Below are 25912 nucleotides of genomic sequence, written 5' to 3'. Positions count from 1 at the left end.
GTGCGTCAGCGCCAACTACCGGCTGCGGCCCCAGGCCCAGCACCCGGACCACCTGATCGACCTCAAGAAGATCATCGCCTGGGTACGCGAGCACGGCCACGAGTACGGCGCCGACCCGTCCACGCTGTTCGTCGCGGGCAGTTCGGCGGGCGGGCACATGGCAGCGCTGGCCGCGCTCACCCCCAACGACCCCGCCTTCCAGCCGGGCTTCGAGCACGCCGACACCTCCGTGACCGGCGCCGTCTACCTGAACGGCTGGTACGGCGCCTACTTCGGGCAGGGGCCCGAGTCCTCGCCGCCGGCCCACATCACCGCCGACGCGCCGCCGTTCCTCGTGGCCCACGGCGATCTGGACCCGCTGGTGCCCGTGGGCGAGGCCAGGCACTTCGCCGACCAGCTCCGTCGTACGTCGGCCTCCCCCGTCGTCTACGCCGAGCTGCGCGGCGGCAACCACGCCTTCGACCTGTACCATTCGGTCCGCTTCGAGGCGCTCGTCGACGCCATCGAGGCCTTCACCGCCCGAGTGAGATCGCAGCAGCGCACACCGCAGCCTTAGCCCCGTCCCCATGCCACTGGGCGGCCATCGCCTCATCTTCGCCTGCCGATCACGATCCCGGGCAGCCGTGGCGGCCCGGCGTGCGCCGTTTCAGGACCCGCCGCCTCCACCGTCACCCGCGCCGCCGCCTCCGCCGTCCCAGCCGCCGCCCCCTCCGTCCCAGGTGCCGCTTCCGCTGTCGTCCGGGGTCCAGCCGACGGAGCCGCAACCGGCGGTCGAGGTGTTGTGGTCGGCCGGGTAGAGGTGACCGTCCGGGATCGAACGCTTGCCGAGCTCGGCGGACAGGTGCGGGTCGCCGAGGTGGCTCAGTCCGTACAGTGCGAGCGGCACGGCCACCGCGTCGGTCCCGGCCTCGTACGGGTGTGCCCGGCGTGCCTTCTCCAACTGGTGGCGGCCCGCGCGGCCGAGCCGGACCGGCCGATTCCTGACGTACAGGGACTGGATCTTCCTGGCCACCAACCAGCTGCCGCCGAACCCGAACAGGGCAGCCACGCTCAGCGGCGGCGACTGCGCGACGATCATGTAGACCACGTCGGCCCCGGCGGCGACGACCGCGACCGTGGGGATCAGCTTCAGGACGTCGCGGCAGACGCGGAAGCCGGGCACGCTCCGGGAGTCGACGAGCAGGCCCAGGTCGGCGAGCCGCCCCCTGATCCCGGCGACCTCCGCACTCTCCGCCAGACGACGCTTGACCTGGACGACCGGCGGGCTCCTGCGCTCGGCGAGGATCGCGACCAGCCGCTCCTCCACGGGGTATCCCGCCGTCACGGCCGTGGAGACGCGGTGGAGCTTCCCGCCTCGGGAGACGCGGACCTCCCCTTCCCTGGCCAGCAGCCCGATCGCGGTGTCCGCCACCCGTACGGGACCGCCCGCGAGATAGGCGAGCTCGTAGTGGCCGAGGTCGACGTCGCGCAGCCCGCCGAGCCTCAGGCGGGCGCGGACGTGCGCCACCTCGGCGGCGAGGACCGTGCCGACGGTGACCGCCCCGAGGAGCACCGCCAGCCATGCGAGGATCACGTCCACGCCCACCTCCCGTGTCGTTGATCAACGTGTGAGGCGGACACGAAGGTTCCGAGAAGCGCCACATCCGGCCCTCCCCGTACGAATGACCGCCCGCGGTGACCTCGGACGCCGCCGGTACCAGCACTGGCGGATCATGTCGCGATCCTTAGCCTCGTTGCACGAGGTGTGCTCAACGGCTCAGTGATGCCATTCCGCTCGACGCCTTTACAACGTAGATCACATCCGCGGTCCATCCTGTCGTGGCTCGCCCGTGTCGTCAGCGAAGAGGTCGTGGACGGCCGGCACCGCCGTTACTACGAGCTGACCGGCCAGGGCGCCGAGCTCCTGACCGAGGAGACCGCCCGCCTGGCCCGCCTCGCCGCCACCGCGCAACGCCGCCTCGGCGCACGACTCCAGCCCGGGACGTGATCACGGATGCCTATGAACGCCACTGCCGGCTCCTCGCGCGGGCCTACCCGCTCCGATATCGGCAGACGCGGGGCGAGGCATTGATCGGCACTCTGCTGGACCTGGCGAAGCCGGAGCAGACCAGGCCGACCCTGCGCGACTCGCTCGACGTCGTACGTGGCGGTATCGCCCTGCGCCTGCGGGAGCGCCCGCCACTGGGGCACTGGGCGCTGTATCGCCTGTTCCACAAGCGCCTTCCCTACACCTACCGCTGGTGGGCACGCGACGACCTGCTCGGTCCGCGCTACCTGGCACGGCAGTGCACGGCATGGCTACTCGCGACATCACCCCTGTGGGCCTTCATCGGGCTCATGCCCATCGAACTGGTCCACTGGGTGATCCTCTCGACACTCATCCGCATGCTCGGCTTCCTCCCGCAGCGATCCCTGCGCCTTCACCAGCTGAGGAGACACGAATTCAACCTGGACCTGCAGGGCAACTCGCCAGAGGTGGCCGACGTCGACGGCACGTGCATGCGGCCAATTGCTGAACAGGCTGGTCGACACCGAGCGACGCCGTGTTGTGTCTGTGCGCGTGCGGAACCGACTGTTCCGCCATTCCTCAGGACCAGGCTCACCGACAGCAAGATCTGCACAGCTCGCAGGGAAAGCAGTTGTCTTGCACGTGCATTTCCATGAACGATCCGGGTGTGACCGTCTTGTTGCTGACAGTCGGCCTGCCAGGGGCCGGCAAGACCACAAGAGCTCGGCAGCTGGCCAAGGAGCACAATGCGCTTCGGTTGACGCCTGACGAGTGGATGATTCCGTTGTTCGGTGAGCCGGAGGCGGACGGGAAGCGCGATGTCCTGGAAGGACGGCTGCTCTGGCTCGCGCTGGAGGCGTTGAGGCTCGGAACCAACGTGGTCCTGGATTTCGGATGCTGGTCTCGTGACGAGAGGTCCGCCATCCGCTGGTTGGCGAAGTCTGTCGGCGCGTCCTGCGACCTGGTGTACGTGCCGGTCGACCATGAGACCCAACGCGCTCGGATCGCTCATCGCCAGTCGACCGATCCGGACCAGACCTTCCTGATGAGCGAGACAGACCTGTTGCGCTGGAGGACGATGTTCGAGGAGCCGGACGCTGCGGAACTCGACGGGCAGGAGATCGGCAGCCCGCCCCCTGATTGGCCGGGCTGGACCGAGTGGGCCGCCGATCGGTGGCCGTCCTTCACGTAGCTGCCCTCTGGTACGGCCCTGCCCGAGAGCGTGGTCGACCGGCTACTCGCCGCGCGGCGGCTGATCTCGACGGTACGCGCCGAGACGTCCGACTCGACGGACACCTCCCGGTGACCACCCGGAGACTCGGGGCTCGCCTGTCGACGCGCCCCGCTTCCGGCTGATTGCTCATCACTCTCACGAGTGACGAGACCGCGCGAAGCACCGGCCACGATGGAGCGGATGTCGCGAACCGATCTTCACGAGGAGACCGCCTATGGGGAACGGCGCAGCGGGCTCGAAGACCGGTGAGACGGGCGGATGTGCGGAGGGGGTCCGGTTCCGGGTTCTCGGTCCGTTCGAGGTTCTCGGCGCCCGCGGTCCCGTCACTCCCGGGGGGCCGCGGCAGCGTGCCCTCCTCGCCCGGCTGGTGGCCGCGGCCGGGACGGTCGTCTCCACCGACACGCTGATCGAGGACCTGTACCGGGGCAGGCCGCCGGCGACCGCGGTGGGCTCCGTCCACGTCTACGTGTCGAACCTGCGCCGGGTGCTGGAGCCGTCACGCGCGCCGCGCTCGGCGCCCCGGCTGCTGATGGCACGCAGGCCCGGCTATCTGCTCGCCACCACGGACGTCGACGCGCTGCGCTTCGGCCGGCTGGTCGTGGAGGCCGAGCTGCGCCCGCCCGCGGAGGCGCTGCCGCTGCTGGAGGAGGCGTTGTCGCGGCGGTCAGCGGCGAGCCCGGCATCGGCAAGACCCGGTTGTTGCAGGCGTTCCGCGACGACTGCGTGGATCTGGGACATCTGGTGCTGTGGGGCCGCTGCCACGAGGGGGAAGGGGGCCGCCGCTGTGGCCGTGGCTTCAGGTGCTGCGCGCGCTGGCCGCGACCGTGCCGCCCGCCGAACGTCAGGCGCTGAGCGGGCTGCTGGACGACGGCTGGCCCACCGGCTCGCCCCCGCCGGCGTCACCCCATCGCCACCAGGCCGTCGCCCGGTGGCTCGTGGAGGCCGCGCGGGCCCGTCCGCTGGTGATCGTCCTGGACGACCTGCACTGGGCGGACTCCGCCACGCTCGAACTGCTCAGGGACGTCGCCATGCTGTCGAGGCGTACGCCGCCCAGGAGTCCTGCCAGGAGTGCGGCCGGACCACCGGCTGTGTCGTCAAGACGCGGGCCGGCGGAGTTCGATTCCCATGGCCGGCACGCCGGTTGCCGCTTTCCCGGGGCCTGTGGTCGCGGCCGGGGTCAGCGCGTGCCGAACCAGTGGGAGAGTGCTTCTCGTAGCGCAGGTGTGGCTGTTTCGGCGGGTTCGTCGATGGGCGCGGCCCAGGCGATGTGGGCGTCCGGGCGGATCAGCAGGGCGTCGGCCGGTCGCCGGCCGGTCTTGGCGGTGTGGACGTCGACGCGCTGCCCCCAGGCGCGGGCGGCCTCGCGAAGATCGGAGCGGTCGGCGAGGTCGAGGAGGATGGGCCGGGCGGGGTGCAGGAGGTCGGCGACGCAGGTGACACCCTGGTCGGTGTGCAGGGTGAGGTCGGGGGCGAACGTGCCGGTCAGCGGATGGTGGCCGGTGCCGGGCATGGCGTGGCGGAGGTCGGTTCCGGCGACCAGGGCTCCCATGCGGCGCAGCGGCTGCTCGTCGGTGAGGAGCTCCTGGAAGACCTCACGGAGTGCTTCTGCGGCCGGGTCGTGCCCGCGGCGCAGCGCCACCTGGGCGCGGGTGTGCAGCATGGTGCGGGTCCCGGCGTGGTGGCGTTCGTCGTGGTAGGTGTCCAGCAGGCCGGACGGTGCCCAGCCGTGCAGGTCGGCGGCCAGCTTCCAGGCCAGGTTGACCGCGTCCAGCATGCCCGCGTTGAGCGCCACGCCGGTGGCCGGGAACAGGTGCGCCGCATCCCCCGCCAGCAGGATGCGCCCAGCCCGGTAGCGCTCGGCCTGGCGGGCCTTGAAGGTGAAGCGCGACAGCCGCGTCGATCCGGCCAGGGGCAGGTCCGCTCCGAGCACGCGGCGGATGCTGTCCTGCAGTTCGGTCAAGGTCATCGGGACGTCGTCGTCGTACTCGGTGCTCTCGTCCTCGATGGTGTAGAGGGAGACGCTCGTGGCGCCGGGCGAGGAGCCGAGGCCGAAGAGGCCGTGGTCGGTGCGGGTGAAACCGGCGCGGATCGTACCGAAGCGTGGGACGTCGAGATCGCCGTTGCCGAGCACGGTGACCGTGCCGGGCAGGGTGACCTGGGCCAGCCGGTTGACCTCGGGGTAGACGGTGCCGGGGAAGCCGATGCCGGCCCAGTCGCGGACGCGGCTGCGCGCGCCGTCGCAGCCCACCAGGTAGCGGGTGCTCACCTGGTACGGTCCGTCCGGGCCCCGCGCGTCCACCCTCACCCCGGCGTCGTCCTGGTTCACCCCGGTCACCTCGTGCCCGCGGCGTACGTCCACACCGAGCTCGCCGGCGCGTTCGTCGAGCAGCCGCTCCAGGTGCTGCTGCGGCAGCGGCAGCGCGTGCAGCGGCGGATCCGCCAGCCGGGTGAAGTCCAGATGCACCCCGCCGAACGGGAATCGGGGTGCCGGGACAGGGCCGGGGCAGGCGGCCTGGAAGCGTTCCAGCAGGCCCCGGTAGCGCAGCAGCTCCAGGATCTGGCCGCCGATACCGCCGGCCTTGGGGGTGTCGCGGCGGTTCGGGTGCCGCTCCAGCACCAGCGGCCGCACCCCGGCCAAGCTCAGTTCGATCGCCAGCATGAGGCCGGTCGGTCCGGCGCCCACAATGATCACGTCGGCGTTCTTCATCAGTCACTTTCCTTGGGATCTGTCGTTGTGCGCAATACGCGAATGTCGTGCCCGCGCCGCCTGAGCGGTGCATTGGGCGCGGCCTGCCCACATGGGAACGTGATGTGCCGCATGTCGGTCTCAGAGGTCGGCGACGGTGGAGATCGGGGTGTTGAGGATGCCGTCGAACGCCTCCAGGACGGGCGTGTGCACGTAGGCGCTCTGGATCCGGATGCGGTCAGGGCCGATCGCCGCCTGCGCCTGGCGGAGGTCGACGATGCTGAGCCCGAGCCCGGCCTCGGCGAAGGCGGCCTCGATGCTGCCCGGCTCGGGCGGCTGCAGCGCGGTGTTGTCGATGGCGAAGCCGAAGCGCGCGTTCTCGTCGGGGCGCATGTCGGCGGTGTGTCCGGCGGGGCTGGTCAGGGCGAGGGCGACGTAGTCATCGCCCAGCCGGTTGTGCAGGTGCTGCCCCATGGGCAGCCCGGTGAGCCGGCCGTTGAAGGAGACCGGCGTCTTCTGGATGTGGGCGTTGTGGGCGGCCAGGACGATGCGGGCCTCGGGGCCGGAGCGTTCCAGGTGCCACTGGACCGACCCGGCCATGTAGACGTCCCTGGCCGAGGTGTCGGCGGTCAGGCCGGTGCCGGCGTACAGGCCGGCCATGGCACGGAAGCCGTAGTCGGCGCTGCACGCGGCCTCCAGGCGGCGCAGGGCGAGGTCATAGCTGGGCCGGTCGGAACGGGAGAGGTACAACAGCTCCACGGCGCGAAAGCGCATGAGCAGTCGCATCAGGATCGCGCTGAGAGCGTCCTGCTCGGCGGCGGCCAGGCGGGTCCAGGCCGGCGCGGCCGAGGCCGCGGAGGAGCCGGCGAACGACCCGGCGATCCGTAGCGCCTCCTGAATCATCGGGAAGGTCTCGGGATCGACCTGGTGCAGGTAGTCGGCGACCGGGGCCAGGGCGGGAAGCAGGGACCCGCCGGCCGCTGGGATGTCGATCCCGGCGAAGCGCACCGGCTCGGCGGCTGAGGCGTTGTGCCGGCGCATCCAGCGCAGCGGCTCGTCGACCCCCACGGGGATCGCCGTGGCGAGCTGGGTCGCCAGCTCGTCGTCCGTGCCTTCGCCCTGGGCCCAGGCGTCCAGGGTGACGCCCTCGCTGAAGCCGTACTCGAAGGCCAGGACGGTGAAGCCGCAGCGTTCGGCCAGGAATCGCAGGATGCGCCGGCGCATGAGCGAGAACTCGGTGATGAAGTGGGAATTCTCACCGACCGCGACGACGCGCGCGTCGCCGACGAGGTCGCGCAGCGGCTCCAGGTCGTCGAGCGGCGCCTCGGGGTCGAGGTGGGTGAGCGGGACGGCGTGGCCGCGCAGCCAGTCGGCGAACGGGGCACGGCGGGACGAGGCGGGCATGTGGACAGCTCGATTCTGATCGTGGAAAGGTGAAGGAACGACGGACGGAGGTGCGTGACGCCGTAGGCGTCGCCACTGCGACGGCGGACGAGCCTGGCCGGGTTGCCGCCGACGATGCCGTAGTCGGGAACGTCGCCCACGACCATGGCGCCGGAGGCGACGATCGCTCCGTGGCCGATGCGGACGCCGGGCTGATCGGGCATGGGACGCGGCACGGTCGAGTCAGGGGGACAGGCGTCACGCGATCGTCTTCTCATGAGGTGTCGACGGTGAGGACATCGGGCCAGACGACCCAACCCTTCTTATCGGTACGGAACGTTCCGTACGGATAGGATGATGTCCAAGGCGGACGCTCGCTGTCAAGTACGGAACGTTCCGTACCGATAAGGCGTGGGCGGCAGTGGCCAGCTAGGGCAGCCCCGAGACATGCCCGACCTCCTTCAGCGCCACCGTCATCCGCACCGCGTACGGCGGCGAACGCGTCCGGCCGCGGCGCCACGCCGTGCTCGGCAGCCGTCGTCACGATGACCTTCACGGCCCGTTCTCCGGTCTCGGACCCGGGGCGTCGCGGGTGCAGAGTCGTGCCCGACCGGCCGCCAGTGCGGTGACCACGAACGTCGACCGTGCCGACCGGCATCTCGACCAACCCCTATCATCGCCGAATGATCGAGCTTCAGGAGGGCGGGGAGATCGCCTGCCCGGCCGCGCGCGTGTGGGCGGTCGTCGCCGACTACGGCCAGGACCCACGCTGGCGCAAGGGCGTCGAGACGATGGCGCCGCACCCCGAAGGCATCGTCCGGGTGGGCATGACCACCGCCGAGGTGATGCGGTTCGCGGGCCGGACCTACCGCAACGGCGGCGAGGTCATCCGGGTGGAGCCGGGGCGCTCGTTCGCCTGGCGCACTACTTCGGGGATCGACGCCGAGGGCGGCAGGCTCGTCGAGCCGCTCGGTGAGGACCGGTGCCGCTTCACCTTCCACGTGCGCGTCACCCCACGCGCGACCTCCGAGAGGCTGCTGGAGCCGGTGCTGAGGTGGTTGCTGCGCCGGTCGATCCGTGCCGATGTCCGCCGCTTGGCCGGCCTCTGCGCTTCTTGACCCCCACGTGGTCGTCCAGCATCGCGACGACCACAGGCCCCAAGGGAAGATCTCGCATCGGACCCTTGTCCGTTCTGGAGTCCGCGCCCATGCCCCCCTGCCCGTACGGAACGTTCCGTACCGATAGGGTGTCGGCATGACCGACACGCCCCACCGTCGCGGTGCCGACCGGACCGAGGCCATCATGCGGGCCACGCTGGAGCTCGGCCAGGAGATCGGCTACGCCAAACTGAGCATGGAGGCGGTCGCCATCCGGGCGGGCGCCAGCAAGCAGACCCTCTACCGCCGATGGCCGTCCAAGGCAGCCCTGCTGTTCGACTCGCTGTTGTCGGTGAACGGGCCCGCCCTGGACTACCCCGACACCGGCGACCTCGTGGCCGACTTGCGCGCCCAGATCCACTCGGCCGTTGACCTGCTGGCCGAACCACCCGTCGGCCCCCTGTTCAAGGCCCTGATCGGCGAGGCCCAGCACGATCCCCAGATCGCCACCGCACTCAACGAGCGCTTCATCGCCCCACAGGCGGACAAGACCGTCGCTCGCTTGAGGACGGCCCGCGACCAGGGTCAACTGTCGCCCTCCTTCGACCTCGACCTGGCCATGGCGATCCTGTCCGGCCCGCTGTACTTCCAGCTTCTGGTCACCCAGGAACCGCTGACTCATGAATACGTCGACCGGATCCTCGACGCCCTGTTCACCGGGATCGGCCCCACCCATACGAATTGACGTCCTTTCCCCGGGGTCAGCCCAGCCGTGCCGCCTCGGGGCGCAGCCTGCGGGCGATCAGCATGCCCGCGACGGCGAGCAGGCCGGTGAGGACGAAGACGCCCAGCAGTGCGGTGCGGGTGGAGCCGCCGTGGTTCTGGGCAAAGGCGATGGCCGCGCCGCCGAGCCCGGCGATCACGCCGGTCGCCAGGGTCTGGGCGAGCTGCAGCGCGCCGCTGGCCTCGCCCTGCCGCTCCGGCGGGGCCTGCTCCAGGGTGGCGGTGGTGGAGGCGTTGAAGCCGATGCCCATGCCGAGGCCGCCGACGGCCCATCCGACCAGGGCGATCCAGGAGGGGAGTGCACTGGTCAGGATCGTGAGCGCGATCAGGGCGACGCCCGCCAGCAGGACGGCGAAGCCCAGCACGGTGGAGGCCGTGCGCGTGCCGTTCTTCCCGTTGTCCCGCCTGGCCTGCAGCCCTGCGCCGACAACCCACGTGATGGCTCCGGCGGACAGTCCCAGACCGGCCAGTGTGGCGCCCATGCCCCGCAGCTGCTGCAGCCCGAGGGGCAGGAAGGCTTCGCTGCCGAAATATACACCGCACAGCAGGCCACGGACGACGACCCCCGCCCCGAGGCCGGCCCGGGCGCTGAGGGTGCCTTCCGGGGTGACCCGGCGCAGCGCGGGCACGGCGACGGCGACACCGGCCACGGCCAGCACGATCATCAGGACGGGGTTCTTCAGCAGCAGTGCCTGGAGCAGTACGCCGGTGCCCACGGTGAGCAGGATCGCGCCGGCCAGCGGACGCTTCCACCACGGAGCGGCCGGGGCAGGGGCGGTGGCGGCTGCTTCTGCGCGGTGCAGGCGGCGCAGGCCGGGCAGAGTGAGAAGAGCGGCCACCCCGGCGATCGGCAGCATGAGCAGGAAGACCGACCGCCACGTGAGGTGGTCGGCCAGGATGCCTGTGACGGCGGGGCCGACGAGGGAAGGGATCGTCCAGGCCGAGGACAGCAGGGCGTACATCCGGGCCCGCAGGCGCTCGGGGTAGGCGAGTCCGATCATGGTGTAGGCCATGGACATGACCGCTCCTACGCCCAGGCCCTGTCCGAAGCGGCCCACCAGGAACAGCAGCCAGGAGGGGGCGGCGCCGGCCACCACGCAGCCCACTGCGAAGACGAGCATGCCCAGGGCCATCGGACGCCAGGGGCCCCGGCGGTCGGCGGCGCGCCCGGCGAGCACGGTGCCGATGATGTTGGCGAGCATCAGTGCCGACAGGCCCCACCCGTAGGCGCCCAGGCCGTCGAGGTCCTCCGCGATGCCGGGCAGCACGGTCGCCACCCCGAGGGACTCGAACGCGACCATGCCGACCGACAGCAGGACGCCGAGGGTGAGCGCGCGGTATGCGCCCGAGAAGACGCCCTCCTCACCGGCTCTTTTCTCTGCGGAGGGAGAAAGTGGGGCTTGTTCAGGGGCGTGCGCAGGGTCGCTGTCCGTCGCGTCGGCGGGGGTGTGGGACATGGAGTGGACTCCTCAGGATTTCGTTTCGTTCCGTATCGGAATGTAACTTCCATGTTACCTATACTTGCCGCATGGGCAACACCAGGAGCGACGGAGGAAAAGCCGGGGCCCGCCAAGCCTCCGGCAGGCCGCGGGACACCCGGATCGACGAGGCCGTGCCCGAAGCGGTGATGGAGATCCTCAACGAGGTCGGTTACGGCAACCTCACGCTGGAGGCGGTGGCCGCCCGCGCCGGTACGAGCAAACCCGCGCTGCGTCGCCGCTGGCGCTCCCGCCAGCACCTGGTCGTGTCGGCTCTGGCCCAGACCATCGGCACCACGCCGACCCCCGACACCGGCTGCACCCACTGCGACCTCATCGCCGGTATCGGCACCCTCAGCGAGGCCTTCACCAGCACCGTGGGCCGAAGAGCGCTGCCCGGGCTCGTCGCGGACCTCGCCGACGACCCCCGGCTGGAGAAGGAGTTCATGGACACCTTCTTCCATCCGCGCCGCGCCACCACTGCCGAAGCGCTGCGTCGCGGCATCGACCGGGGTGACGTCCGACCCGACGCGGACATCGATCTTCTGCTGGACATGCTCGCGTCGACCACGTACTACCGCGTGCTCTTCGGGCACCTGCCCATCACGCCAGAACTTGCCGAAGACGTCGTATCGGTGGTCATGGCGGGCGTCGCCACCAAGCGGTGGCGTGACGAGCACGGCCCCTCATGCGACGTGTCAGGGTGACGTCGGGGAGGAAGCGGCCGTGCTCCAGCCGCCGGTGTGCGCGGTGCCCGAGCCGTAGGCGCGATCATGGTGTCTCTTCTATGGAGAGTTGTGGCGGCGTCATGGGCGTGGAACCGGTGGACTGGGTCGAGATCCCGGCCGGAACGTTGCGGCGGGGCACGCCCGCCGAAGATGTGGAGGAGGTCGCGCGCCGCTACGCCGACACCGGGGTGCCGGTGGAGTGGTACCGGAAGGAGGCCCCGCGCGCCGAGATCCACGTCCCGGGCTTCCGGGTCGCCCCATCCTTGTGACCGTCGAGCCATGGACGCTCTTCGCGCGGGCCACCGGCAGGCCGGTGCCGCAGGCGCCGGCGGACCACCCGGTCATCGGTGTCACCTGGCAGGAGGCGACGGACTGTTGCCGGTGGCTGGAGGAGCGGCTCGGCGGCGTCGAGGTGCCCCTGCCGACCGAGGACGAATGGGAGCGCCGCCCGGGGCGACGACGACCGTGAGTTCCTCTGGGGTGAGGAGTACCGTACCGGGCCGGCCAATCTCGTGGACCTGGGCATCGGCACGACCACGCCGGTCGGCTCGTTCCCGAGGGGGCCGGTCCGTTCGGCGTCCTGGACATGGCGGGCAACGCCGACGAATGGACCTCCACCGTCTACGCCCCCTACCCGGGCGCTCCCCTTGAGGTGCCGAGGGCTGGGCCTTCGACCCGCACATCACTCGGGGCGGCGCGCAGGTACCAGTCGACCGGTCCCCTGCAGACCACGGCGGAGAGCGTGGAGATCCGCCCGCTGTACGGCAGCAGCGTCGCATGGCCTGCTCGGCACCCCCAGACGGGTGCGTGGCCGGTGTGGGGAGGCATCGGCGAGGAGTGGTGCCAGAAGGGGCGAGCGGGGATGGCCGGGCGTTCGGGGCGCTCGACGTCAGGAGGGGCGGGCCACGTACGCCTGCTTGGCGTCGCCGGAGAAGCCGCAGGCGCGGTAGAAGGCGTGGGTCGCAGGGCTGCGGGAGCCGGTCATCAGCATCGCCTTGTAGCAGCCCGCGTCCCATGCGGCCCGCAGGGTGCCGGCCAGGATCTACCGGAAGACCTCGGCGCCGGACCCGTCCTTGAGAGCCGGGTCATCCGGCTGCAGTTGCCGGTAGAGGCGGACGATGTGCGCCAAATCGTCGAGCCGGGCCTCGCGGAACATGTGTGGAGCATGGCAACGCGCCGAGCCCGTCCCCTTGACGCGGGTCAGCGGACGACGGCGCGGACGAGGAGGCGCTGCAGGGCGCCCTGCTCCTCGGAGGAGAGCGGAGCCAGCGGGGAGTCACTGGACAGCAGCTCCAGCAGGCGCTCGCGCAGTTCGGTGCCCGCCGGCGTCAGGACGAGATGCTTGGCGCGACGGTTGCCCGGGTGGGGATGGCGTTCGAGGTAGCCCTGTTCCTCAAGACGGTCGGCGACGAAGGTGGCGTTGGAGGGCTCGCAGCTCATCCGTTCGGCGAGCTCGCGCAAGGTCATCGGGCCGGTCAGCTCGCGCATCGCGACGCCTTGCGAGGCGGTCAGGCCCAGGGTGGCCGCGCGGGTCCGGACGTGCGCCTCGATCTGTTTGGCCAGGCCGTTGATCAGGCCACAGAGCTCACGGTCGGCCTGAACCTGGGTCTCGTGCTCGTCGGTCACGTCCCCAGTCTACTGCAACTCGAATGATTGCAATTCGAATGGTTCTAGCTGTAACGTTCGGCAGGCGCCACCGTCCCGGCGGCGCCTCCTTCGAGCACGAGGCAGGCATCATGGCCACGACGACCGCTTTCGACCGCACGCGCCTGAGCCGCGCGCCCCGCGTCCGCTCCGTCCAACTGGGTGACCTGACGATCACCCATGTCCCCGACGGACTGGTACGGCTCAAGCCGCGCGGCTGGCTGCCCGCCGCCACCGACGCCGACTGGGCCGCCCATCGCGACCACCTCGACGACGACGGCAACCTGGTCGCCGGGATCGGCGGCCTGCTGGTCGAGCGAGGCGACCGGGCGCTGCTCATCGACACCGGGTTCGGCCCCGAATCCCATCCGGACGACCCGGCCAACCCGCTGCTCGGCAAGCTGTACGGCGGCCAACTGCTGGACAACCTGCGGCGACTGGGCCGTACGCCGGAGCAGATCGAGGCCGTCGCCATCACCCACCTGCACTCCGACCACCTCGGCTGGGCCTGGAGCACCGCCCCCGGCGAGGACGCACCGCCCTTCGCCCACGCCGCGCATCTCGTCGCCGCGCCCGAGTGGGAGGGGCGCGACCTCGCCGGCGAGCCGCGGCTCGCCGTCATGGAACCCCGCGTCCGCACGATCGAGGACGGCGAGAACATCTTCCCCGGCGTCCACGCCTCGTTCGCGCCCGGCCACACGATCGGGCACACCACCTACACCATCACGGGCGGCGACCGGCGGCTCATCGTGTTCGGCGACGCCCTGCACGCGCCGGTCCAGGTCACCCACCCCGAATGGTCCTGCGGGATCGACCACGACCCCGCCGAGTCCGCCGGGCACCGCCGCCGCCTGGTCGATGAACTGAGCCGTCCGGACACGATCGGCTACGGCGGCCACTTCGCGGACGTGACCTTCGGGCGCGCCGAACCCCGCCCCGACGGCCGGTTCGTCTGGACCCCGGTCGCCTGACCACCTGCCGCAGCCCCGCACCTTCGGCCGTGGCAACGCCACTGCGTCCCGCTTTACCGCAGTCGGTCGCGGCGGCGGGTCAGGGACGCGGTCTCGGCGGTGTTGCCCGCCAGTTCGATCGCCTTGTCGTAGGCCGCGCGCGCGTCACGGTCGCGGCCCAGGCGCCGCAGCAGGTCGGCGCGGGTGGCGTGGTAGGCGTGGTAACCGGCCAACCTCTCCCCGAGACGGTCGACGGCCGCCAGCGCCACGTCCGGGCCGTCGAGTTCGGCGACCGCGACGGCCCGGTTGAGCGCGATGACCGGCGAGGGGTCGAGGCGGACCAGCTGGTCGTAGAGGGCCAGGACCTGCGACCAGTCGGTGTCGCGCATGTCGCGGGCGGAGGTGTGCACGGCGTTGATCGCCGCGAGGATCTGGTAGCGCCCCGGAGCCACCCCGGCGGCGGCAGCGGCGAGGCGTTCGCGTACCAGCCGGTGCCCCTCGGCGATCAGCCCGGCGTCCCAGACGCCACGGTTCTGCTCGTCGAGCGCGACCAGTTCGCCGCCGGACGAGACCCGGGCGGGACGGCGGGCCTCGGTGAGCAGCATCAGCGCCAGCAGCCCGGCCACCTCGCCGTCGCCCGGCAGGAGGGCACGGATCAGGCGCGTGAGCCGGATCGCCTCGGCGGTCAGCTCGTGCCGGACGGGATCGCTGCCGGCGCCGGTGGCCAGGTAGCCCTCGTTGAAGACGAGGAACAGCACGGCCAGCACGCCCGAGACCCGCGCCGGGAGATCCTCGACGGACGGCACCCGATACGGGATGCGCGCGGCCTTGATCTTGGCCTTCGCTCGGGTGATCCGCTGCCCCATGGCGCTCTCGGCCACCAGGAAGGCGCGGGCGATCTCGGGCATGGTCAGGCCGGCGACCATGCGCAGCGTGAGCGCCACCCGCGTCTCCATCGCCAGCGCCGGGTGACAGCAGGTGAAGATCAGCCGGAGCCGGTCGTCGTCGATCGCGCCCGTAGGCTCGGGCGGAGCGTCGTCAAACACCATTCGAGCCTCTTTCTGCTTGTCGTCGCGCTTGTTCTCGCGCCGGACGCGGTCGATGGCCTTGTGGGTGGCGGTGGTGGTCAGCCAGGCGCCCGGATTGGGCGGTACGCCGTCGTCCGGCCAGCGCTGGACGGCGGTCGCGAACGCCTCGGCGGCCGCCTCCTCGGCGACGTCGAGGTCACCGAAGCGCCTGGCCAGGGAGGCGACCACCCGAGCCCACTCCTCGTGGTGGGCCCGGACGATCGCCTCGCGGACGTCGATGCCGTTCACAGGAACGGTCGCACCTCGACCTTCCGGTTGCAGGCCTTCGACCCGGCGGCGGCCAGCTTGAGCGCCACGTCGAGGTCGGCCGCCTCGATGATCCAGAAGCCGGCGAGGTACTCCTTGGACTCCAGAAAGGGCCCATCGGTGACCATCGCCTCGCCACCGCGGTTGTCGATGACGGTGGCCGTGTCGGGTGAGGCCAGGCCGCCGGCGAAGACCCAGTGGCCCTCGGTCCGGAGCCGGTCGTTGAAGACGTCGATCGCCGCGTCCTCCTCCGGGGTGGCCAAGGTGCTCTTGTCGTGAATCACGGACATCAGGTACTGCATCTGAGGATCCTCTCCTGTCGTGTGCCGGTCGGGGACTTCACGGGGTCGGGTACTGCGTGCGCCCGGCCGGCCGGAACACCTGGATCGTCACGCCGTTGCCGTCGACCCGCGACTCGACCAGGTCGAGCGCGAGATCCGGGCCGGCGTCCGGGAACAGGCGAGCGCCCTGGCCGAGGATCACCGGGACGACGATCAGAGTCAACTCGTCGACCAGATCGTTCGCCAGCAGCCACCGGACCAGGGTGCCGCTGCCGTGCACCTGCAGCTCACCTCCCGGCTAGGTCTGGTTGATGTACGCCTTGGTCTCGTCGTCACCCTTCCCGAGGGCCCATCCGCCGCGGTCGAACCCGTTCCTGCGGTCCTCCTCCGACGCGCCGCCGTTGCCCTGCATCACTCCGTCGATGGTGACCTGAGTCATGGTCGTCAGCTTCATGACCGCGATTCCTCCGCCGTGGCGCCGCCCCTCGCGGGCGGCCTCACCCCTGATACGAACGCCACCGCCCCGATCCGACACCGCCCCACCGATCTCTTCGAAGATTTTTCCGGGACGCCGGCCGTCAGCGATCCCGCGTCAGAAGCCGCGGGACCGGTTCGACTGACTCCTCCGCCGGGAGCCGTGCTCATCAGCAGCGCCCCGAGCGGGAACGGCTGGTCGGCAGCGGCGCGCAACAACAACCTCAATGCGGGGACGCTGCACGTCTACGCGTTGTGCATTCCGGTGACCGCCTGACGCGGCGGACCCTCCGGGGACCGCGGCCGAGTCGAAGGCGCATGTCGTTCTCCGGAGGATCGAAGAGGGTCCGGCGCCGCCTGGCGGGCGGGACCGGCCGAGGATCCGCACACGCGGCCGGCCGCGCCCCTGGCATCGCCGTGCTGGTCGCCTGGGACCTGTTCGGCGACCTGCCGCTGGGTGTGGCCGGACACGAGGGCTCCACCGTCATCGTCGGCCTCAACGGGCTACGCCTGCTCAGCAACGCCGCCTGGCGGCGCGCGGCCAAGCCGACCGTTGCTTCCTGGTGAAGCGGTCGACGTCGAGGCGAACGCCTGTCAGCGCCTCGACGGTCGCCGGCGCGGTCGCCCAGTCGGGGTAGGGCGTAGCGGGTGTCACCCCCGCGTCATCATCGGCCTTCATCCGCGCTCCCAGCGCCCGCAAGGCCCCCGGCTCCAGCACCGTGCCGGGGCTCGCGACCCGGAAGTCGGCCCCGACGTCGGCGACCTTGAGGGGCTCTCCAAGCACTCGGTTCCTGAGGACGAGCCCGCGTCGGGCGGTCGACGTTGTACCGGGCGCCGGCGCAGCCTCCCCTACGAAGCCACCACCGCCACCGACGACCGGCTCGTCATTCCTTGCCCCTGGGATACATGGTGGAGACGCTGCTGTCGGGGTCGTAGGAGTCGGAGAGTTCGATCGTCGACGGTTCCAGGTCGTGGACCGCGTGTTTGCATTCGATCTGGAAGGCGATCTCGGTGGGGGTGCTACCGACCTCCCTGAGGTAGAGGTCCAGTCGCTGGTTCAACTGATCTGTTTCATCTATGTCGTACAAGGTGACGAGGCCCCCTGCGACGAGGGCGTCGAGCGAGTCCGTGACGGGCGTGAATCCGGAAAGTATCTCGCACTCGATCATCGCCAGATCCGTGGACGGCTGCGACGAGTTGAGGAGGCGGGCAGTGATGTGCAGGGTCACTCTTTCCCCCTTCTCGGCCGTGTCATCCCCCTTGGGCAAATGCCAGGGCTTGCCGTCCTGGTCAAGACATTTGGCCTGGACGCTGAACCCCTGAATCGTCTGAGTCATTGAAGCCTCGTCACTTCCTGTGGTTGTTGACATTCCCGAAGGCCGCCGCGTTCGGGCCCCGGCGTCAATCGGCGATCGACAGTCTCGGATCGACCAGGCGCTCGTTGCGCGGATGGTGAACGTGGAAGTCCGGCATCGGCACCGCGGGCGTCTGGCCGAACACGCCGGCCATGTACTCGACCAGTCCTCTGCATCTCTCGGGGTCGAACACTTCCTGGTCGGTCTCCTCGACGGTGCCCCCGATGACGACGTGGTCATGGCGCGGGAACAGGTATCCGTTCTGCCCGTACAGGTATTCCAGGTTCATCTGCGGCCGCAACATCGCGAGCTGTCCTCTGTACGAGATCATGTCGTTGTCGTTCCACAAGTCCTTCGCGCCGAGCCCGGTGCAGTTGACGACGACCTTCTGCGTCAGGGACGTGAGCACGTCCGTGCTGTTGATGAATCTCCGGCTCACGAACGTGACGCCGCGCGCCCTCAGGTCACGTTCCAGCCGGGGAATGAAGATCGGCGGTTCGACGAGCAACGTCCTGTACCTGTATCCGGAGGTGTTGTGCCCTTCGAACGGCAGGCGCGGGAGATATTCGCGCGGCGGCAGCAGTCCCGGCACGAGGTCGTGCACCACGTCGATGCCGGAAGTGGGGCCGACGCTGTAGTTGTCGACCTCGGAGACGCCGAAGCCCTTGCCGATGCCGGCCTTGAACATGGTGTAGGCGGTCCTGAGGATGGACTGGAACTCCTGCACCTTGGCGAAGTCCTTGGAATACTCCAGGATCGACGCCGCCCATTGGCCGCCGGCCTTGTACGACGTGGTCTCGACCGGCGTGCGGTCGGAATAGATCGTGACGTTCAGTCCGAGGTCGAGCAGCAGGGTCGCGGCGGTCATTCCCATGACGCCTGCGCCGATCACCGCGATCTCCCTTTCGACGATCCCGGTCTCGGCCTGGCGTTTGAGGACCATGTCCCGCACCTTGGCGGCGCAGCCCCAGCTCAGCGTGATGCCTCCACCGCCGTGGCCGTAGTTGTGAATGACGAACTTGTCGCCCAGCACCTCTTTGTCGAGCCGATAGGACTTCTTGCGGTACGGCCTCAGACCCGCGACGCACGCACCCGGTTGATGAGGATCGAAGGTGAAGTCCGGAGTGGGCAGATGGGAAAGGGTGCTCACTCCACGCTCGTCCAGCAGCATGTCCGGCTCCGGTGATCAGACGCTTGGCCATCGGTACGCATACCCGCGCGGCAGTCCGGAGCTTCCCCCGATCCCAACGCTTGACCGGCCTCTGGACGACTGTTTCCCCAGGCGGCGACGACGTCCGGCCGTGCCGCACATGGACGCCTTGACCTGTGAAAACACCCGTCCTGAGTAAGGTCAAGCCACGTTCGCCCGGCCGGCTGCGCGGGTAGGCGTCCCAAGCGGCCGGACGATCCGCGCCTGTCCCTTCCGACCGATCTGCCGTACGGCGGGCATGCCCAGGAGCGTCATCGTGCCCTTCACCGTTGCCGACTACATCCTTGAGCGGCTGAGCCAGCAACAGGTCGACACCCTGTTCGGTGTGCCCGCCGCCTACGGCGCCCCGCTGTTCGACGCGGTGGGCTCCCACCACATCACGCCGGTCGTGACCGCCACCGACCTCGAAGCGGGCTACGCGGCCGACGGTTACGCGCGTACGAAGGGCCTCGGCGCCGCCGCGGTGGCCAACGGCGTCGGCATGCTCAGCATGATCAACGCCATCGCCGGCGCGTTCGTCGAGCGCAGCCCGGTCGTCGTCGTGAACGGCGGCCCGAGCGCCACGAACCTGGCCAACCTGAAGAACTTGGACGTCCTGTTCTCGCACTCGACCGGCCAGCCCGACGGAGACCTCAACGCCTACCGGCTGGTCACCGCAAGCGCCGCCCGCGCCGGGCAGGCCGCCGACGTGCCCGCCCTGGTCGACACCGCGATCTCGACGGCGGTCAGGAAGAAGCGGCCGGTCTACATCGAGATCGATCGGACCATCTGGACGGCGGCCTGTTCGCCCCCTTCCGGGGCGTTGCCCGTCACCAATCCGGCGGCGGGCACCGAGCAGCAGCTCGCCGCCACGATCGTGGGGCTCGTTCGCGCCGCCACGAAACCCGTGCTCCTGCTGGGCACCGAGGTCCAGCGTTACGGACTGGCCGACAAGGTCGCCGCCCTGATCACCAAGCTCGGTGTCCGCTGGTCGGCCCAGGTGCTGGCCAAGTCGGTGCTGTCCGAGCAGGACGCCGGCTGGGTCGGAGTCTTCGCCCCGCCGAACTGCCAGCCCCCCGAGGTCCGGAACGCGGACCTGATCGTGATGCTCGGCTGCGTCTTCCCCAGCAGCTACGCCACGTTCATCCGCGACAACACCGGCCACATCATCACCGCCTACGACGGCAAGGTGAAGATCAAGAACGGGAGCAAGCAGAACGCCGACATCACCGCCCTGGTGACCGCCCTCGTGGCGGAGGCGGCGAAGGAGGCGCCGGTCCCCGTCCCCGCGGCCGTCGATCCGTCCCCGCCCGTCGCCACCGGCCCGCTGACCTACGCCCAGGTGTTCGACCGCGTCGGTGCCGCCCTGGACGCCTCATGGCTGGCGATGCCCGACACCTTCCTCGGCGGCGCCTCGGCGGCGAGCCTGCCGGTCAAGGGCCGCGACGGGTTCCTGACCAGCGCCGTGTGGGCCTCCATCGGCCATTCCGTGGCCGCCGCCGTCGGCGCGTCCTTCGGGTCGAGCAGGCGTCCCCTGATCATCTGCGGTGACGGGGGCTTCCACATGACCGCCCAGGCACTGTCCACGTTCGTACGCTACGACCGCAACCCCGTCGTGGTGATCATCGACAACGGCATCTACGGCCTGGAGCAGTACCTCATCGACTCGGACTTCTTCACCGACCCGAACGTGACGCCGAAGCCCTACGTCCTGCTCAACCCATGGGACTTCGTCACGTTCGCCAAGTCCCTCGGCGTTCAGGCCACGTACTCCGTGGACACCGCGGCAGAGCTCGACCAGGCCCTCGCCGCGGTGAAGACGTCGTCCGGCGCTCCGGCGCTGATCGTCGCGAAGGTCAACTCACGCGGCCTGCCCGCAGTGCTGCCCTGAAGCACCGCTCCCCACACGATTGTCGGGGCCGCCTGTCACACTCACCGTGATCGCGGAGGAGGAGAGCGATGCGCAGGATCATGCCCGCGGACTACGCGTGGGAGAACGACTGGTATGAGATCTACACCGTCACCTTCGTCCACGGCCTGGACGAGCGCGAGACGCTCCGGCGGTTCGGCGTCGCCGACGCCAACATCCATGTCGTGGACGATGACGAGGTCGGCGAGCGCACGGCGGTGAACGAGGGCTGCTGCGACATGGTGCTGGTGACCCGGGCCGGCGACTGGATCATGGCCTTCGAGTACGACGGCTGGGCGGGAACCCGTCCGGCGACACTGCGCGAGCTGACCCGCGACGGAGGTGAGGCCGTCTCCGTCATGCGCCACGACTACGCGGCATCGCACGACTTCCAGCACGCCGCGGACGGACGGATTCGGACCGCCTTCCGCCCGCAGGCACCCCAGGAGCGCTGGGGCAGCCACCCCGACGCGCTGAACGAGGACCTGCGCGAGCTGGGCCTGGAACCCGCACCGGCTGACGAGTTCCAGTACCTGTCCGGCTCCGTTCCCGCGGCCCTCGCCCTGGCAAGTCGTATCACCGGAGTGTTGTTCACCCCCGCGTTACTGGACGGGTCACTCCTGGGCGGCGTCATCACCGACCCACCGCCGAACGACCCTCCGCGAGGCGACCCCCTCGCCCGGCACGCTCTGCGGGCCTGCAACCGGAAGCTCGCCGAGGCCATCGACCTTGCCTCTCCCGACCTCCAGCGGCGGGCCGCGGTCGCCGAGGCCCGCCGCCAGTGCGAGCTGGCCGGCGTGGCCGACCAGCCGGTGCTCGCCGCCGCGCTGGCTGCGGCCGAGCGGGGCGAAACGGCGCCGATCGGGCGCGACTCCCCGCTCGCCGAGTTCATCCGCGGTTACGAGTCGGAGCTGACCGGCCACCCGATCGACGAGGCCACCGGCGAGTGGATGACCGGCCCATCCGCGTTACCGCACGCCTCGACGGCCGAGCGGCGCAACATCTTCTCCTTCGACAACAAGACCGGCATGCCGGCCTGCCCGAGGTGCCGGTGGCATCACCGTCCGGGCGAAGCGGAGCGGGAGGCGATCCGGCCGCGCTGGCAGGCGGCGATGTCGGTACGCCATACCCTCTCCCCCGACGCCAGGGGGGCCGCGTACGGCACCCACTTCCCCTTGGTCTACGGCGGTCAGCTCCTGGCCGACCGCGACCACGCGACAGCCGTCGCCACGACGCTACGGGCCGCCTCGACGTAGCGCCGACCAGAGGACGTGTGGCAGACGTCGTAGCCCGAGGTTGTCACGTTACGTGAGCTGACGCCGCTCGGCGACGTCCCGGCCGGTCGTGGTGGCGGGGGACGCCAGCCGCGACGTGGACGCTCTGGGTGTCCAGTACGACCACGGTTCGTCCCTGGTAGCGGATCGCGTCGACGATCTCCCGCAGCGCACAGTCACAAATAGCTCACGTAGGCACTCTCAGGGACTCGAGGGCGGCCAGGACGAGGTCGAGGCCGAAGGTGAACTCCTCCGCCGGGTCGTAGCCGGCAGCGGCGAGCACCGCGGCGGACTCGTTGAGGTAGGGGAACTCGTCAGGAGGAAGCTGGGGCAGGTAGACGTCCTCGGCCATGTCCGCGAACTCATCGGCGGTGTCGAACGGCAGGCTGGCTTCCTGCAGGGCGAAACCGTAGACATAGCTGTCGAGCAACCAGTTGGCGTGCGTCGCCATCAAGACCGGGAAGCCGGCCTTCCGCAGGCAGGCGGTGACCGCTTCGCGGTGGCGGAGGTTCGCGGGCCCCGGCGATGTCCGCGACTCCATCAGGCCGATCGCCCATGGGTGGCGGGCGAGAACCTGTCGGGTGGATAGCGCCCGACAGCGCATCGCGGACTGCCAGTCGGTCTCTTCGGGCGGGAGCTCGATCTCCTCGAACACGACGTCGATCATGGCGTCCAGCAACTCTTCCTTGTTCGCCACGTAGTAGTAGAGCGACATCGCGCCCGCGCCGAGCGCGCCGGCCAGCCGGCGCATGCTCAGCCCGTCGACCCCCTCGCGGTCGGCGAGCCGGACCGCCTCGACCACCACCCGTTGCCTGCTCAGCGCCGCGTCTGACGCCACCGGGCGTTGTTCCCTGGCAGACACGGGTCTCCTCTCGCTCGCTCGAACGGCTTGACAATCGTCCAGCGCACGGTCATGGTACAGCGTACTATTTGTAGTACAGCGTACGACGTACGGTGTACGAACCAGCCAGGGTCGTCGCTCGGACGTGAGGGGGCTTCTGTGGGATTCGATCGGCGATCGAGCGCCGGAGCATGCCTGGCGCCGGAGGCGAGTCCGGCCGGGGCGACGACGATGCGGGCCGCCGACCAGCACCGTTACGGCCTGCCCTCAGCGATCGAGTCGTCCGAGGTCCGGGCTACCACTGCCCGGTCGAGGCGATGTGCTCGTCCAGGTGGGCGCGGCCTCGGTACATCCCCGCCGCCAGTCCGGCGGAGGGACCGCTCCTCTCGGAAGAAGAACCGATGACCATCCGAACGAAAGCCCCGACCCTGCTCGACAACCGGCCGGTCCCCGTGCACGCCAAGCTCGCCGCCGCATGGACCAGCTTCATGTTCCTCTACATCTACGTCGACTACTTCCACCTCCACAAGCCCGGCGTCATCGACGACCTCCGTGCCGGCGTCATCTTCGAGTTCGACACCAGCCCGACGTTGTTGACCATGATGCTCGCGTCCGTGGCGATCCCGGCCCTGATGGTGATGCTCTCCATGACGCTGCCCGCCCGGGTGAACCGCGCCACGAACCTCGTCGTCGCATCGCTCTACATCCCCTACTCGGTGTTCAACGCGGTTGGGGAGTCCTGGGACTGGGCCCCCTTCTACGGCCTCTCCATCGGAATCGAGGTGCTGCTCCTGGCCTTCATCCTGCGCTCCGCCTGGACCTGGCCTCGAACCACCGCCGTCCCATCCGGTCCCGCGACGAGCGACCTTCGACAGTAGGCGTCCGTCAGAGGCCATCGATCAGGCGTCGTAGTGCCGCGTGAGCGGGTGGGCCCCACGTGGCCTTGCCGCCCCGGCGGCCGCGGACGCCGGCTTCGCCGATGAGGAGGCCGCCGAGGGCGCGGATCACGGCCCAGCCGCGGGCGCGGCGCAGGGCGGGGACGAGCTCAGGCGACCAGGCGCAACCAGGCCGCCGCGAGTGCGGCGTGACCGGCCGGCGTCGGGTGCACGCCGTCCGCGGCCCAGTACTCCGGTCCGGTCGTGGCGGCGAGCCCGGCGAACATGCCGTCCGCGGTGAGCAGGTGCGCGCCGTACTCGCGGGCGAGCTCGCGCACCGCCTGGATCTTCGGGTCCAGGTCGGCGCGCCACGCCTTCCTCCCCTCTTCGCCGACCTGTGTGTCGACGACCTGGACGAGGCCGCGGATCGGCAGGAGGAAGGGCTCGATGAGGATCAGGCCGACGCCGGCCTCGGCGAGGGGCGCGAGCAGGCGGTCGTAGCCTGCCGCGTAGTCCTCGGCGGGGATCACGTGGCCGTCCGGGTCGTAGGTGTGCCAGCCCATGTCGTTGGCGCCGATGAGGATCGACACCACGTCAGGGCGCGCGTCGAGCACGTCGGCCTGCCAGCGGGCTTCAAGGTCCATCACCTTGTCACCCCCGATCCCGGTGTTCAGCCAGGTAACGGGCCGGTCCGGGTGCCGGAGCCCCCACTCCCCCGCGATGCGCAGCGGGTAGCCGAAGCCGAGGCCCTCTTCGCTCTCCAGCCGTCCGCAGTCGGTGATGGAATCGCCGGTGAACATCACGGTGCTTCCCGGACGGAGGGTGATCGTCATGTGGTGCTCCTGGAAGTCGGTAGAGAAGGAGAACGCGAGATTCAGGCGGCTCATGACCTGCCGAACCAGCGGCTCGCGGCCCGCTCGAACCCTTCGGGGTCAAGGTCGCGACCGCCTGCCCAGGCGACCATGCCGTCGGGCCGGACGAGCACGGCCCCCGATCCGAGGTCGTCCGTCGCCGGCCCGGCCGCGTACCGGATCCGGCTCTCCCACCGCTTCGCCGAGTCGCGCAGGCGTCGGTCGATGCTGAAGTCGAGTGCGACGCCTCGCCCGTCCCGCGTCAGGTCGCCGAGGCGGGTGCCGTCCTCAAGACGGAAGTCCGGGGCGTTGCGGCCGGTCAGCGGGTGATCGCCGCCGAGGTCGTGGCGGATCGACGCTCCCGTCATCCTCTCGAACACGTAGGTCGTTCCGTCACGGGTGCCGATCAGGTCGCGCACCACCCGTTGGATCGCCTGGGCGTGCGCGTCCGGCCGCATGACCGCCGTCTGGGCGCGCGTCCAGTCGAGGGCCCGGGCGCCGATCGGGTGGCGCTCGCCGGTGTAGGTGTCGATCAGCCCGTCCGGCGCGTGCCCGTGGACGGTCGCCGCGAGCTTCCATCCCAGGTTCATGGCGTCGCCGATGCCGAGGTTGAGCCCGTGCGCTCCGAGGGGGAGTGGATGTGCGCGGCGTCGCCCGCGAGCAGCACACGTCCCTGCCGGTAGGTCGTCGTCTGCATCGCCCGGTCGGTGAAGCTGGAGGCGAGACGGACGTCGCTCAGCGTCACGTCGGTGCCGGACACCCGGCGCAGGACCGCCTGGAGATGGTCGCGGGTCGGCCGCCGGGAGCGGTCGAACGCGCCGCCGTCGAACTCCAGCATGCCGACGTACCCCTGCGCGGGCGTCCGGAGGTACATGCCTGTCGGCGTCAGGTTGAACCCGGGGCGCAGTTTCTCGGGGTCGGCGACGTCGGCGAGCACGACGTAGCCGGTGAACTGCGGCTCGATGCCGGCGAACTCGAAGCCCGCGAGCCCGCGCACCGTGCTGCGTCCACCGTCGCAGCCGACGACCCAGCGGGCCGCGTACTCGTGCTCGCCGGCTCGCACGACCACGCTCTCGTCGTCCTGCGCGACGGCTGAGACCGCGACGCCGCGCCTGATCTCCACGCCGAGCATGGACGCCCGCTCGGACAACACCGTCTCGACCGCTTCGAGGCTGGTCATCACGCCCTCCGTCGCCGGGCCGGGAAGCCGGAACGGCAGGGCGGCGACGTCGACGTTGGCCGGATCGAGCATCATGCCGGCGAAGTGGCCCGCACCACGAGGGCGTGCCGGTTCCTCCGCACCGGGACCTCCGCCGACGCCCGACGCCTTGAGCAGGGGGTCCAGCATCCCCCGGCGGTAGAACGCCTCGACCGACGCGGCGGACAGGCCCCGCATCCCGAGCGGGTCCGCCTTCCACGGGGAACCGGGCTCCGGCTCCCGCTCCAGCACCAGGACGGAGCAGCCCGCCAGGCCAAGCTCGCAGGCGAGGAGAAGACCGACCGGGCCGGCGCCCACGATCACTACGTCATGCATCAGA

The 25912-nt window shown here is 70.4% G+C and carries 27 protein-coding genes and 4 pseudogenes; 16 read left to right on the top strand and 15 right to left on the bottom strand.

Going from position 1 to position 25912, the window contains the following annotated elements:
• Positions 1 to 556: alpha/beta hydrolase (locus ABZ815_RS25640; protein ID WP_357702040.1), on the top strand; the 556-nt coding region annotated here is incomplete at its 5' end.
• 90 nt (positions 557 to 646) lie between these two features.
• Here the strand turns inward: ABZ815_RS25640 and ABZ815_RS25635 are convergent.
• Positions 647 to 1579, bottom strand: coding sequence for a TIGR04222 domain-containing membrane protein (locus tag ABZ815_RS25635; protein WP_357702038.1), 933 nt, complete (start codon positions 1577 to 1579; stop codon positions 647 to 649).
• Positions 1580 to 1849: 270 nt separating this feature from the next.
• Between ABZ815_RS25635 and ABZ815_RS25630 the strand changes: the two genes are divergently transcribed.
• The 5 genes and pseudogenes from ABZ815_RS25630 to ABZ815_RS25610 form a co-directional block, all read left to right on the top strand.
• On the top strand, positions 1850 to 1987 hold the full coding sequence (locus ABZ815_RS25630) for a hypothetical protein (protein ID WP_357702036.1): 138 nt from the start codon (positions 1850 to 1852) through the stop codon (positions 1985 to 1987).
• Positions 1984 to 2664 carry a hypothetical protein gene (locus ABZ815_RS25625; protein WP_357702033.1) on the top strand — a complete coding sequence of 227 codons (681 nt, stop codon included), beginning with the start codon at positions 1984 to 1986 and terminating at the stop codon, positions 2662 to 2664. Before ABZ815_RS25630 ends, ABZ815_RS25625 begins: the two co-directional genes overlap by 4 nt.
• Positions 2661 to 3200: an ATP-binding protein gene (locus ABZ815_RS25620; RefSeq protein WP_357702030.1), complete on the top strand. Its 540-nt coding sequence runs from the start codon at positions 2661 to 2663 to the stop codon at positions 3198 to 3200. The genes ABZ815_RS25625 and ABZ815_RS25620 overlap by 4 nt, the downstream gene beginning before the upstream one ends.
• Positions 3201 to 3456: 256 nt before the next feature.
• Positions 3457 to 3786, top strand: a pseudogene (locus ABZ815_RS25615) (winged helix-turn-helix domain-containing protein); the annotation flags it as partial.
• 202 nt (positions 3787 to 3988) lie between these two features.
• Positions 3989 to 4216 (top strand): annotated as a pseudogene (locus ABZ815_RS25610) (hypothetical protein); the annotation flags it as partial.
• 203 nt (positions 4217 to 4419) lie between these two features.
• Here ABZ815_RS25610 and ABZ815_RS25605 read toward each other — a convergent pair.
• The 3 genes and pseudogenes from ABZ815_RS25605 to ABZ815_RS25595 form a co-directional block, all read right to left on the bottom strand.
• Positions 4420 to 5949 (bottom strand): FAD-dependent monooxygenase, encoded by a 1530-nt coding sequence (locus tag ABZ815_RS25605; protein ID WP_357702028.1) that lies wholly within the window; start codon positions 5947 to 5949, stop codon positions 4420 to 4422.
• A 120-nt stretch (positions 5950 to 6069) separates the two neighbouring features.
• Positions 6070 to 7332 (bottom strand): erythromycin esterase family protein, encoded by a 1263-nt coding sequence (locus tag ABZ815_RS25600; RefSeq protein ID WP_357702026.1) that lies wholly within the window; start codon positions 7330 to 7332, stop codon positions 6070 to 6072.
• A gap of 77 nt (positions 7333 to 7409) precedes the next feature.
• Positions 7410 to 7523: pseudogene (locus ABZ815_RS25595) on the bottom strand (antibiotic acetyltransferase); the annotation flags it as partial.
• Between the two features lie 471 nt (positions 7524 to 7994).
• Here ABZ815_RS25595 and ABZ815_RS25590 point away from each other — a divergent pair.
• Together ABZ815_RS25590 and ABZ815_RS25585 are read left to right on the top strand one after the other, a co-directional pair.
• Entirely contained in the window at positions 7995 to 8429 is a 435-nt protein-coding gene (locus ABZ815_RS25590; RefSeq protein ID WP_357702023.1) for an SRPBCC family protein, read from the top strand.
• 136 nt (positions 8430 to 8565) lie between these two features.
• Positions 8566 to 9153, top strand: a complete 588-nt coding sequence (locus tag ABZ815_RS25585) for a TetR/AcrR family transcriptional regulator (RefSeq protein ID WP_357702021.1) — start codon at positions 8566 to 8568, stop codon at positions 9151 to 9153.
• Positions 9154 to 9169: 16 nt separating this feature from the next.
• Here ABZ815_RS25585 and ABZ815_RS25580 read toward each other — a convergent pair whose 3' ends face one another.
• Entirely contained in the window at positions 9170 to 10648 is a 1479-nt protein-coding gene (locus ABZ815_RS25580) for an MFS transporter (RefSeq protein ID WP_357702019.1), read from the bottom strand.
• A gap of 71 nt (positions 10649 to 10719) precedes the next feature.
• Between ABZ815_RS25580 and ABZ815_RS25575 the strand changes: the two genes are divergently transcribed.
• The 3 genes from ABZ815_RS25575 to ABZ815_RS25565 all read left to right on the top strand — a co-directional run bounded on the left by ABZ815_RS25575 (position 10720) and on the right by ABZ815_RS25565 (position 11866).
• Positions 10720 to 11376 (top strand): TetR/AcrR family transcriptional regulator, encoded by a 657-nt coding sequence (locus tag ABZ815_RS25575; protein WP_357702017.1) that lies wholly within the window; start codon positions 10720 to 10722, stop codon positions 11374 to 11376.
• 80 nt (positions 11377 to 11456) lie between these two features.
• Positions 11457 to 11666, top strand: a complete 210-nt coding sequence (locus tag ABZ815_RS25570; RefSeq protein ID WP_357702015.1) for a hypothetical protein — start codon at positions 11457 to 11459, stop codon at positions 11664 to 11666.
• The gene (locus ABZ815_RS25565; protein ID WP_357702013.1) at positions 11663 to 11866 is read left to right on the top strand and encodes an SUMF1/EgtB/PvdO family nonheme iron enzyme; all 204 of its coding nucleotides are present in this window, start codon (positions 11663 to 11665) and stop codon (positions 11864 to 11866) included. Before ABZ815_RS25570 ends, ABZ815_RS25565 begins: the two co-directional genes overlap by 4 nt.
• A 731-nt stretch (positions 11867 to 12597) precedes the next feature.
• Here ABZ815_RS25565 and ABZ815_RS25560 read toward each other — a convergent pair.
• Positions 12598 to 13023 carry a MarR family transcriptional regulator gene (locus ABZ815_RS25560; protein WP_357702011.1) on the bottom strand — a complete coding sequence of 142 codons (426 nt, stop codon included), beginning with the start codon at positions 13021 to 13023 and terminating at the stop codon, positions 12598 to 12600.
• 38 nt (positions 13024 to 13061) lie between these two features.
• Between ABZ815_RS25560 and ABZ815_RS25555 the strand changes: the two genes are divergently transcribed.
• A complete protein-coding gene (locus ABZ815_RS25555; protein ID WP_357702009.1) occupies positions 13062 to 14012 on the top strand; it encodes an MBL fold metallo-hydrolase in 951 nt (316 codons plus the stop codon).
• A 53-nt stretch (positions 14013 to 14065) separates the two neighbouring features.
• Here the strand turns inward: ABZ815_RS25555 and ABZ815_RS25550 are convergent, their stop codons facing one another.
• From ABZ815_RS25550 to ABZ815_RS25535, 4 genes are read right to left on the bottom strand one after another with little or no spacing between them, the layout of a single operon-like run.
• A complete protein-coding gene (locus tag ABZ815_RS25550; protein WP_357702007.1) occupies positions 14066 to 15307 on the bottom strand; it encodes a DUF6596 domain-containing protein in 1242 nt (413 codons plus the stop codon).
• On the bottom strand, positions 15304 to 15627 hold the full coding sequence (locus tag ABZ815_RS25545; RefSeq protein ID WP_357702005.1) for a YciI family protein: 324 nt from the start codon (positions 15625 to 15627) through the stop codon (positions 15304 to 15306). Before ABZ815_RS25545 ends, ABZ815_RS25550 begins: the two co-directional genes overlap by 4 nt.
• A 37-nt stretch (positions 15628 to 15664) precedes the next feature.
• Complete coding sequence (locus ABZ815_RS25540) at positions 15665 to 15886, bottom strand: dihydrofolate reductase family protein (RefSeq protein ID WP_357702003.1); 222 nt, start codon at positions 15884 to 15886, stop codon at positions 15665 to 15667.
• Between the two features lie 18 nt (positions 15887 to 15904).
• Positions 15905 to 16060 carry a hypothetical protein gene (locus tag ABZ815_RS25535; RefSeq protein ID WP_357702000.1) on the bottom strand — a complete coding sequence of 52 codons (156 nt, stop codon included), beginning with the start codon at positions 16058 to 16060 and terminating at the stop codon, positions 15905 to 15907.
• A 338-nt stretch (positions 16061 to 16398) separates the two neighbouring features.
• Between ABZ815_RS25535 and ABZ815_RS25530 the strand changes: the two genes are divergently transcribed.
• Complete coding sequence (locus ABZ815_RS25530) at positions 16399 to 16647, top strand: hypothetical protein (protein ID WP_357702045.1); 249 nt, start codon at positions 16399 to 16401, stop codon at positions 16645 to 16647.
• Between the two features lie 317 nt (positions 16648 to 16964).
• Here ABZ815_RS25530 and ABZ815_RS25525 read toward each other — a convergent pair whose 3' ends face one another.
• Both ABZ815_RS25525 and ABZ815_RS25520 read right to left on the bottom strand, forming a co-directional pair.
• A complete protein-coding gene (locus ABZ815_RS25525) occupies positions 16965 to 17417 on the bottom strand; it encodes a hypothetical protein (protein WP_357701998.1) in 453 nt (150 codons plus the stop codon).
• Positions 17418 to 17481: 64 nt separating this feature from the next.
• Positions 17482 to 18606 carry an FAD-dependent oxidoreductase gene (locus ABZ815_RS25520; protein WP_357701996.1) on the bottom strand — a complete coding sequence of 375 codons (1125 nt, stop codon included), beginning with the start codon at positions 18604 to 18606 and terminating at the stop codon, positions 17482 to 17484.
• A 295-nt stretch (positions 18607 to 18901) separates the two neighbouring features.
• Between ABZ815_RS25520 and ABZ815_RS25515 the strand changes: the two genes are divergently transcribed.
• Together ABZ815_RS25515 and ABZ815_RS25510 are read left to right on the top strand one after the other, a co-directional pair.
• Entirely contained in the window at positions 18902 to 20515 is a 1614-nt protein-coding gene (locus ABZ815_RS25515; RefSeq protein ID WP_357701993.1) for a thiamine pyrophosphate-dependent enzyme, read from the top strand.
• 68 nt (positions 20516 to 20583) lie between these two features.
• On the top strand, positions 20584 to 21789 hold the full coding sequence (locus ABZ815_RS25510; protein WP_357701991.1) for a DUF6461 domain-containing protein: 1206 nt from the start codon (positions 20584 to 20586) through the stop codon (positions 21787 to 21789).
• A gap of 205 nt (positions 21790 to 21994) precedes the next feature.
• Here ABZ815_RS25510 and ABZ815_RS25505 read toward each other — a convergent pair whose 3' ends face one another.
• Positions 21995 to 22612 carry a TetR/AcrR family transcriptional regulator C-terminal domain-containing protein gene (locus tag ABZ815_RS25505; RefSeq protein ID WP_357701988.1) on the bottom strand — a complete coding sequence of 206 codons (618 nt, stop codon included), beginning with the start codon at positions 22610 to 22612 and terminating at the stop codon, positions 21995 to 21997.
• Positions 22613 to 23049: 437 nt separating this feature from the next.
• On the opposite strand from ABZ815_RS25505, the gene ABZ815_RS25500 reads away from it, so the two are divergent.
• Complete coding sequence (locus ABZ815_RS25500; RefSeq protein ID WP_357701986.1) at positions 23050 to 23526, top strand: DUF6326 family protein; 477 nt, start codon at positions 23050 to 23052, stop codon at positions 23524 to 23526.
• Positions 23527 to 23693: 167 nt separating this feature from the next.
• Here the strand turns inward: ABZ815_RS25500 and ABZ815_RS25495 are convergent, their stop codons facing one another.
• Together ABZ815_RS25495 and ABZ815_RS25490 are read right to left on the bottom strand one after the other, a co-directional pair.
• Entirely contained in the window at positions 23694 to 24356 is a 663-nt protein-coding gene (locus tag ABZ815_RS25495; RefSeq protein WP_357701984.1) for an SGNH/GDSL hydrolase family protein, read from the bottom strand.
• A gap of 50 nt (positions 24357 to 24406) precedes the next feature.
• Positions 24407 to 25858 (bottom strand): annotated as a pseudogene (locus ABZ815_RS25490) (FAD-dependent monooxygenase); the annotation flags it as partial.
• Positions 25859 to 25912: the final 54 nt, after the last annotated feature.

This window comes from Nonomuraea sp. NPDC047529 (genome assembly GCF_040642995.1).
Classification (GTDB): Bacteria; Actinomycetota; Actinomycetes; order Streptosporangiales; family Streptosporangiaceae; genus Nonomuraea.
This window is presented reverse-complemented; position numbering and strand designations above follow the sequence as displayed.

Excerpts from the sequence above, each read along its gene's own strand:
- ABZ815_RS25620 (WP_357702030.1), top strand. The coding sequence starts at position 2,661 with ATGAACGATCCGGGTGTGACCGTCTTGTTGCTGACAGTCGGCCTGCCA.
- ABZ815_RS25605 (WP_357702028.1), bottom strand. The coding sequence starts at position 5,949 with ATGAAGAACGCCGACGTGATCATTGTGGGCGCCGGACCGACCGGCCTC.
- ABZ815_RS25600 (WP_357702026.1), bottom strand. The coding sequence starts at position 7,332 with ATGCCCGCCTCGTCCCGCCGTGCCCCGTTCGCCGACTGGCTGCGCGGC.
- ABZ815_RS25590 (WP_357702023.1), top strand. The coding sequence starts at position 7,995 with ATGATCGAGCTTCAGGAGGGCGGGGAGATCGCCTGCCCGGCCGCGCGC.
- ABZ815_RS25585 (WP_357702021.1), top strand. The coding sequence starts at position 8,566 with ATGACCGACACGCCCCACCGTCGCGGTGCCGACCGGACCGAGGCCATC.
- ABZ815_RS25580 (WP_357702019.1), bottom strand. The coding sequence starts at position 10,648 with ATGTCCCACACCCCCGCCGACGCGACGGACAGCGACCCTGCGCACGCC.
- ABZ815_RS25575 (WP_357702017.1), top strand. The coding sequence starts at position 10,720 with ATGGGCAACACCAGGAGCGACGGAGGAAAAGCCGGGGCCCGCCAAGCC.
- ABZ815_RS25570 (WP_357702015.1), top strand. The coding sequence starts at position 11,457 with ATGGAGAGTTGTGGCGGCGTCATGGGCGTGGAACCGGTGGACTGGGTC.
- ABZ815_RS25555 (WP_357702009.1), top strand. The coding sequence starts at position 13,062 with ATGGTTCTAGCTGTAACGTTCGGCAGGCGCCACCGTCCCGGCGGCGCC.
- ABZ815_RS25545 (WP_357702005.1), bottom strand. The coding sequence starts at position 15,627 with ATGCAGTACCTGATGTCCGTGATTCACGACAAGAGCACCTTGGCCACC.
- ABZ815_RS25535 (WP_357702000.1), bottom strand. The coding sequence starts at position 16,060 with ATGAAGCTGACGACCATGACTCAGGTCACCATCGACGGAGTGATGCAG.
- ABZ815_RS25530 (WP_357702045.1), top strand. The coding sequence starts at position 16,399 with ATGTCGTTCTCCGGAGGATCGAAGAGGGTCCGGCGCCGCCTGGCGGGC.
- ABZ815_RS25525 (WP_357701998.1), bottom strand. The coding sequence starts at position 17,417 with ATGACTCAGACGATTCAGGGGTTCAGCGTCCAGGCCAAATGTCTTGAC.
- ABZ815_RS25520 (WP_357701996.1), bottom strand. The coding sequence starts at position 18,606 with ATGCTGCTGGACGAGCGTGGAGTGAGCACCCTTTCCCATCTGCCCACT.
- ABZ815_RS25510 (WP_357701991.1), top strand. The coding sequence starts at position 20,584 with ATGCGCAGGATCATGCCCGCGGACTACGCGTGGGAGAACGACTGGTAT.
- ABZ815_RS25500 (WP_357701986.1), top strand. The coding sequence starts at position 23,050 with ATGACCATCCGAACGAAAGCCCCGACCCTGCTCGACAACCGGCCGGTC.
- ABZ815_RS25495 (WP_357701984.1), bottom strand. The coding sequence starts at position 24,356 with ATGACGATCACCCTCCGTCCGGGAAGCACCGTGATGTTCACCGGCGAT.